Raw genomic sequence first — 8,384 nt, forward strand, 5'->3', positions numbered from 1 at the left:
AAAAAGATCCACGAAACCGGAGCTTGACATGGGCATCTCGCACCCATGATGCCACGCCGAACGCCGAACGCCGAACGCCGAACGCCGAACGCCGAACGCCGAACGCCGAACGCCATCACCGTCCGAGCCAAGCCCATGGAGAACGCCGGGGCGACGCCGGCAGCGTGCCGGAGACGCATGCGGCAAGGAAGCGGTCGATGTTTTGACGGCAGCGTTCAGTCAGGGCCGACGGGGCCGGCGGGACCGTGACGGGTGCTTCCTGCGCGTCTGCGCCGAGACAAAAAAAAGCATCCGGCGCCGGTTCGCCAAGAACACAATCGACCGGTGCCGCCGGATCGGCGCCGGTGATGAGGAGGTAAATCGCCGGGGCGGGAGCGAACTGCTCGAGGAAGCTGGCGTAAAACCAGAGGTTAGCCGGCGCCGCTCCATCCGGCGCCCGGAGACGCAGCGAGCGAGCCTGGCCGCCGGCTGAGGAATTCTGCTGTCCCATGGCCGGATGGCTCACTTCTCGGGCCAAAACCGCCAGGTTATCCCTGAACGCCCGCTCCTGTCCCGATCCCAAAACCTGCGGCGCGACGCTCGGGGTCACGGGTTTCCAGCGGTTCAGGTCATAGCCGTCGCGTTCCAGGATGCTTTGCACTTCCGGTTGGCCGGACGCCTGGCGCGCCTGTGCCCCGGTTCTCGCCACGTAGTCAAGGTAGATCTGAACGCCTGACGACCCCGGCAGCTCACTCTGGACGCAACACACAAACGGAAATTGTGTCCTCCCCTTCCCGTCCACGGAGGGCCAGAACGCGCCGACGATGGACTGGCGGCCGCGGCTCCACACGAATCGATGATTGAAGGCCGGCGTCTTGGCGGCGCCGGTCGCATCACGCCAACGGCCCGCTGCAACCTGCAGGGCGATGCCCTGCCGGTAAAGGACGTCTTCCAGCAGTGCCAGCGATTCAGTTTGGGCGCCGATCAAGCCGAGGTGATCGTTCCAGGCGGGGTGCTTGCCGAAGGCGGCCAGGTAAGCCCGGCCGCCCAGCTTATCGCGCAAGAACACTTTATTGAACCGGCTCATCGGCGAAAGCCAGGTGTCGTGTCGGCCGGAATCTTAAAACAAATCGCGCAGGCCCAGAGCGTCGAGCGTCGGCCAGTTTTGGGCCGGGGGCAACGGTTGCTCAAAAGCCAACTGGATCCAGACAGCCGTCGGTTCTCCCGGCTTGAGCGGCACCCGCCAGATCTGGCCGCTTGCATCGACGGGTTTGCCACCGAACCGGGAGATGGCGCGGAGCGCAGCCCAGTTTTGCCCGCAATCAACCACGTCGGCGCCTCCGCCGGTCGGGGTGTGAAATACGCGGAACTTAAACCCTTCGTTAAGTTTTAGTTTGGCCAGCATCACGTCGAACTGAGAATCGAGCGCCACGATCCGGCTGCGCCCGAACAACTCGACGGCATTCCAGTTCCGGGGGTTATAACCCAGGTCCGGCGGCGGGGTCGGCGTCGGGGTGTCGCCGACGAAGAGTTGGCTCAGGAGTGAGCGCTTGGGCGGAGCTCCCGGCGGAGGCGGCGTCGATGCAGGAGCCAGGTCCGGCCCGGACAGCTGGCGTTGCGCCTGGCCGTTCACCATCGTAATGGTCACCAACCCGAGCGACCCGTCCGGATGCATGATCGCATCGGTAAAGGCGAGCAACGGATTCAAACCCTTCGTGAACTCGACCAGTGACTGGCGAGGCGTCGCGGGAATCCTGGCGAAGGTGTCCGTGTTCAGGTCCTGGTGAATCATGCCGACCAGTGACTTGGCCTGTTTGATCTGGTCCACGCTCATAGCCGAATTGTCGGACGCAGGCGGCCAAAGCAGCGGAAAACGAAGCAACTGCCGGAGGGCGGTTTTGGCCTGGCGAAGGTAATTGAGGGCAAAGGCCTGTTTCTGCGTCTGGTCGACGCGCCCGATGAAATAACTGCACGTCGTGGTGAGTTGTTCCTTCATCTTTCCCTGGTAGTCTTCGACTTTCGACTGCAAAGCCGCCAACGCCTGGGAGAGTTGCTGGACCTGGCTCCAGTTCTTGTTCAGCAACACCATCCCGTCGCGGTAGTGATGCTGAGGCGCACCTGCACGGCACTCCTGGTAAAGGTTCCAGCGGACCAGGTAGGCAGGCTGGCCGCCCACCGGACTTAAGGAAGCGTCATCAAGCCCTTTGAACTCCGCCAGTTGCGGTTCGGGAACAGCGGTTTCCAGCTGCGCCTTGAGCTTTTGGGTGATGTCGGCCAGCGCGGCCTTGACTTCTCTGAGCAAGGTGTATTTCGGATCATCGGTAAGCGCCGGCGGCGCAAGCACCTTGGTGACGAGCGATTTATCGTCAGGTTTACCGTCGGGTTTCGGCGTCGGCAGGACCCGCTCGATCTCGGATTGGATCACGAAAATCTGGCCGAACCGCGACTGGCTGCTGATCGTCAGCTTTTGGTAAGCGGAGAACAACGTCTCCGGGCCGTCCTCGAACAGACCGGCCTGCCGTGCCGCGGCCAGTTTTTCCTCCATGGCGGCCTTGGAACTCTGCAGTTTATCCATGGCGGCAGCCACTTCCCGGTCGCTGGTCTCCGGATCGTCTTTGATGTTTGCCTTGGCGGACAACGCCGTTTCGGCGGCCTGGTAGGCGCGGACGCTGTCGGCGAGCTGGTTAAGCAGCTGCACGTTTGCCGCGAGGCTGTTCAGGTGCACGCGCGCATCTGCAACCAACCGGTCCAAACCGGCGCGGACGGCTGCATTCTGTTGCAGGGTATCGCCGCCGCTGGTCCAGGCGGACGCCCAGGAACCCCGCGCGTCGGGGTTTTGCCCGTAGGTCCAATCCATCACCCCGGAAAGGTTGCGGGCACCCTGCTTGTCGGAAACGTACTCCAGCAACGGGCTCAAGATCCGGTCACCGAGCCCGTCGGTCTTGGCAGGGTGTTGCAGCGCATCGATTTCCAGCCGGACCAGGGCCGTCAATGCCTTAGCTTCGAGGGTGTGCACGCGGTCGGCCGGCCGCGGGTCGCCGCCGCGGCCCGGAATTGAGCCCGAAACCGGGCCCTGCATTTTACGGCGGGCCGCTTCCAGAACCGGTTTGATCACGCCGGTTTCGAATACGATCCGCTGAGCCCGCGCCCGTTCCCGGTCCGGGTCCAAACCCCAGGACGTAAAGGGTCGAAAAATCCACGGCACGCCCAGCGGGGTGCTGACGAGTTCGCGCAGCGCCTGATGAAAATCGGCCAGGGAAAGGTCCGGGCGATGAAATTCAGACTTGGTTCGGGCGGTGAAGCCGGGCCCTACCGGGCGGTCCCCCTGGTACCGGTAGAGGCTGGAACCGGCCGGGTCGGGGGTGACGATCGGCTGCCACTTGCCTTCGGTCCAACCCTCGGTCGCGCGCGCCCAGAAGCCGGTCTGGTTATAGACGTTTTCCCGCAGAGAACGGTACCCGAGCAAGCCGATCGCCAGCAGCACCAGGAGGCTGGCGGTGCCGGCGCCGAACAAAGTCAGCTTACGCCGCAGGAGCATGCCTTCGACGTCAGTCGCGCGAGTGACCAGGCCGTCCTCACGGAACACCTTGTCCAGAAAGAGGTCCCGGAGAAAATAGGAGCGCTCCCGTTCCCAGGCCCGGCCTTCCGGCAGGGCTTCCACCGGCATTCCCAGGGCTTCGGCCAGAACCTGATCCACCGCGGCGCCTTCGCGCATGGAGGAAGTGAAATAAATTCCGCGCAGGAACAGCGGACGCGACGTCCATTGGCCGGCAACAAAAATGATCTCAAGGTAACGCCGGAGCCGGTCGGCCAGGGCCTGCACGTTATGGGGCAATTCGTAAAGGCGGTCGACCTCATCGGTGCGACGGCCATTCGGCTGGGCCGGGGTCGGATCATGCAACAGGCGGAAACGGCGTTGCTCGAGGCGGCTGGAGACGACTTGAAGATGCTCGTCAACCAGTTCCGGCCGAAAAGGAGCATCAAGCGGCGCCGGGTTTGACCACCCGAACATTTGCTGCTGGCTGCGGACGTCAGGCAGATCGTCGAAAAATTCGCGAAAACCGTTGATCAGATCAGCCTTGGTCACGAGAACGAAAGCCGGAAACCGGATCTCCAGCTGGCGTTGAACGTTTTCGAGCTGCCGTGCGAGCCGGCCGGCCTTTTGTTCCAACTCCTCGGGCGTATCCCGCAGCAGGCTGTCTGCCGGGATGGCAAGCATGAGGCCGTTGACCGGACAATGCGGGCGATGCTTTTTCAGCAGGTCGAGAAACTCACGCCATTCATTGGAGGTGCCCGGTTCAACTTCGTTGAAGAGCAGGCGGCCCGCCGTGTCCAGGATGACGGCGTAATTGGTAAACCACCAGTTCATGTTGATGGTGCCGCCGACGCCCTGCAGGGTTTCCTGCAAACCGGGCGGGAAACCGACGTCCGAGTGGCGGATCGCCTCGGTTTTGCCTGCCCCGGGTTCGCCGACCATGAGGTACCAGGGCAGCTCGTAGATGTCTTTGCCCGCCGCCTCGAATTTCTCGACCCCTTTGGCGAAGTTGCGGCGCAGATCTTCCAGACGGCTGCGCGCAGCCGGATCGAGCACACCACGATGCGCGGCGGTGGTGACGATTTCGCCCTTCAGTTCCGCAGCCTGGCGCTTGCGTACCCAGAAAAGGAGGAACAGATACAAGCCGACGAGGATGGCCAGAAACAAGAGCCCGATCGCGACGATCATGGCGACTTGCACCCCGAAAAATGCCGCCGCCCCGATCAGCGTCGTCGCCAGCAGGACGACGATGACGATTTTAACCCAAAGCGCCAGGGCGTTGAAGGCCTGGATGACATAGGAGATTTCTTTCATGGGAGCGCTCCGGTGCTCAGTGCGGCCGGGTTGAACGCGGGTCGAGGGTGGCGATGGCACCCGTGGTTCCGGTAATGGTCAAAACGGCCGAGCGGAAAAGGTAGATCTCAACGGTGGCGACGATCAGGCATAGACCGGCGAAGACCACGGCCAAACCGCCGAGCTTTGAAAACCGCGGCTGGATCAGGTCACGGGTATCGACGTACTGGTAGGCTTCCGGGCTGATCCGGTCCGGACCCGACTGCATTTCTCCCGTGCGAAGCCGAGCGGCGATGTCGGCCATTTTACCGCGCAGGTACTCCGGCTGGCCCGCGTACCACCCGCAGAATCCGAGGCCCAGGCCGGTGTAGAACACCCGGAGCCGCTCGGTGGCTTCGGCCGATGAATCGGCCAGGGTCTCATCCAGAAGATCGAAAAACTTTTCATCCCCGGCCAGTTCCTTGCGATCGTAAGCCAGCCGGTGTTGATGCCACGCCGCGGCGGCTGGTAAACCGCTCTCGGCGATCATGGAATCGACAAAAAAGATGAGGGGCATCTCCAGCTTCGCCCATTGGGCGCGCAGAACGGGATCGGCCTCCGCGCGCTTTTGGAGGTCGCTCAGCAACGTCTCGATCTCGGCGCGGAGCTGCTCGTAAGTTAGATTTGCGCCGCCCTTGCGGCCCATCCGGTTGAGCAGGCAGATCTTGTTGAATAACGGTTCACAAAGCTCGAGGGGCGTCATGGCAGCGAAGGAAGCGGGAGGGTTGGGAGCGACCTCGTTCCGGCCGGTTTAACCGGGCGAGACGTAAAGTGCACTCGTTAGCGGGTTCGTAGATATGATACTCCTCGTAGACGGAGAATACAGTACGGTGGTCAGCAGCCAGTCCTAACCGGCCGAGCCGTTCGCTCTGGGGAGAATCATGTAGAGGGTCAGCTCGTAATCCGCATTGTCGTGCCCTGTCCAGCGGGCCACGACGCGCTTTTCGGCCTGGATCTGCTGCCAACTGCGTCCGCTCTCGCCGCGGAGTAATCGATAGTAATACAACCCTGACTGAGCCGGCAATTCCAGTGGGGGGAAGCGCTCTTCCTTCAGCATCACCCCGCGAATGGCACGGCTGGCCATGCTCTCCGGCATCAGCTTGAAACGGTCCGCATCCTCCACCAACCGGGCGAGCGCCCGCGGATCTTCTTTCGTGCGAACGGCCAGAAAATAATCGACGGGGCGCGTCAGGTGTTCATCGCTCAGCGTTGCCCGGTGAATGCCGTGATCGGGAACGAAAGCGACTTTGAGGAAACTCGGGGCCACGCCGCCCCGCAGCAACTGCCGAATCTTGGCGCAGACCTCGTCGAACGCGGGGTACGGGCTATCGTGCTGGTAGGGCGCGCAATCGTAGAGGTCCCGGTCGGGCTGAAGTGCGGCTAACTCGCCCAGGAATTCGCGCAGTTCCAGATAGACGTCAAAAGGGGCAACCTGGGGCACCTCGACCAACGCTTCCAGTCGTGCGCCGAACCGGTTCAGGGTCCGGAGCCGCATGATTTGCTCGAACTGGAGGCCGCGCATGGTGTCGATGCTAAAACCTCCCCGCGTGACCTGGACTACGAGTTCGCGCCGGCTGGCCAGGACCTGGGAGCTCAACTCCCGGACTAACTCACGCAGGGCGGGGGAGCCTCCCATCACCAGGCAAGGACCGACAAATTCAGGGTCACGTTGGGGGAGGCCGACCTCTTCGCCGGCCGTGCGGGCAACCCGCAGCAACGGGATCACGTCCAGGTCCGACCGGTCCTCGTCGTCCAGGAGGAGGCGGGCGTTCACGCGGCGGTGTTGAACGGGCTTGTGGTTTTCACCGGTATTCTCGTCGGCCACGTCCGACTCGACCACGCGGTAGAGGATTTTCGACCGGGCATCCGCGCGATTGTTCGGGGACAACGAATTTGCACGGGCATCGAACCAAAGCGGAACGCCGAGGTAGATAACCAGGCGCCCGCGCGCCTGGAGGGATTGTTTCAGGTCGATCACCGGCAGTTCCGCGTCCTGCGGGAACCTGACTTCCTGGCCGCCGGGCATGACGGCGTGCAGGGCGCTGAAGCGCAGACGCATGTTTTCCAGATCGTCATTGGACAGGCGGGCTTCCACCAGCCCGTAGGGAAAGGGCCACTGCAGGCGGCGCTCATTCCAGAGCAGCTCCTGGAAGCCGCGCTGCATGCGTTGGAGGTGGTGCGGAAGCAAGAATAGGCCTTCGTGCCAGTGGATTTGCATAAAATTCGAGCGCGGGAAAAGCCGGCTGCGTCAGCTAGGATTTACGGGTGTCAGGTTTGGCGGTAAGTTCCTCGACGTAACTGACGACCCCGTTGGCCAGTTGTTCCTCGATCAACGGCCCGTTCAGCCCTTCCGCCAACTCCACATACCGGCGCCAGCAACGCTGCTCGACATTGGCCAGAAACCCGTAACTGCCGGTCTCGACCGAACTGCGGATCTTCTGCGGCGCATAGGAACTCAGGTACCAGCGGGCGAACGCTTCGCCCGCCGAGCCGAACCCCGAAACTAACGCCACCGTCAACTGCCGGGTACGCTCCAGGAACTGGGCGATCTGGTAGCTGGCCACCTCGCGGTCGCCCTGCAGGTAACGGCCAAGGAGCATCCGGAATTGGTCCGTCGACTCGCGCTTCAAGGCTGATTTCGGGGCCAGTTTCCTCCAGATGCTCCAGATGACGTGATCGAGGGTCAGGACCAATTCAGCCAGGGTAACAAACAATTTCCGGTAACGCTCCGGGTCCAGCGGTTCTTCAGGCCGCAAACCCAGCTTGCCCCGAAGTTCAGCCGGAATCGTGGGCGGTTCCGAAACGGTGACTAACAGACCGGCGGCCCGTAACCGATCATGGATCAAGGAGCGCTCCTCCGCCGTAGCGCCCTGGAATTTCTCGATGAGTGCATCGACCAGTCCGACGGTTGAAAGCGGCGCCGGTTTTTCCGGCGGCGGAGGCGGCGGGGGCGCCGTGTCGACCGTCGGAAAGAGCAGCGACAACGCATCAAGAAACTCCCCCCGATCCGATTCCGGCACAGCTTTGGTCTCGCGCTGAATCTCCTCGAGCAGAAAGCCGCTCCGAACCTCCGGAGATTGGTCGTTGAAGCTGGCCTGGATGACCCGTAGCCGGGCGGCAAGCCGGGTTGCCCATTCCAATGCTTCAGGCGCGGCGCGCTTCGAATTGCGGTCTAACTTCATCGCGGGCTAACCCCTGAACTCGGGAGAGCGCGAGCGTAAAGCCGCACATGCGCCTTTTGCAATCCAGAAAATGTCACGGCAGAAAATGCCACGAACACGGTAACGGGTAAAGAGTAACGCGTAAGGGGTAACGGGTAACTCGTAACGGGTTGCTGACGCCAACCCTCGGTCGATACCGGGCCCCACCAACCACGCCGAAAGAGGAACTTCGGGGTTGACATCGCCGGCTCACCCTCACCGTCGTACCCGTTACCCGTTACCCGTTACCCGTTACCCGTTACCCGTTACCCGTTACCCGTTACCCGTTACCCGTTACCCGTTACCCGTTACCCGTTACCCGTTACCCGTTACCCGTT

5 protein-coding genes are annotated in these 8,384 nt (G+C 62.5%); all 5 read right to left on the minus strand.

What is annotated here, in order from left to right:
• Positions 1-115 precede the first annotated feature (115 nt).
• On the minus strand, positions 116-1,066 hold the full coding sequence (locus JO015_16150) for a hypothetical protein (GenBank protein MBW0000630.1): 951 nt from the start codon (positions 1,064-1,066) through the stop codon (positions 116-118).
• Positions 1,067-1,099: 33 nt separating this feature from the next.
• A complete protein-coding gene (locus JO015_16155; protein ID MBW0000631.1) occupies positions 1,100-4,828 on the minus strand; it encodes a hypothetical protein in 3,729 nt (1,242 codons plus the stop codon).
• Positions 4,829-4,844: 16 nt separating this feature from the next.
• Positions 4,845-5,549 carry a DotU family type IV/VI secretion system protein gene (locus JO015_16160; protein ID MBW0000632.1) on the minus strand — a complete coding sequence of 235 codons (705 nt, stop codon included), beginning with the start codon at positions 5,547-5,549 and terminating at the stop codon, positions 4,845-4,847.
• A 144-nt stretch (positions 5,550-5,693) separates the two neighbouring features.
• The gene (gene tssK, locus JO015_16165) at positions 5,694-7,064 is read right to left on the minus strand and encodes a type VI secretion system baseplate subunit TssK (protein ID MBW0000633.1); all 1,371 of its coding nucleotides are present in this window, start codon (positions 7,062-7,064) and stop codon (positions 5,694-5,696) included.
• 34 nt (positions 7,065-7,098) lie between these two features.
• On the minus strand, positions 7,099-8,028 hold the full coding sequence (locus JO015_16170) for a hypothetical protein (protein MBW0000634.1): 930 nt from the start codon (positions 8,026-8,028) through the stop codon (positions 7,099-7,101).
• Between the last annotated feature and the right edge of the window lie 356 nt (positions 8,029-8,384).

This window comes from Verrucomicrobiota bacterium (assembly GCA_019247695.1).
Taxonomy (GTDB): Bacteria; Verrucomicrobiota; Verrucomicrobiia; order Chthoniobacterales; family JAFAMB01; genus JAFBAP01.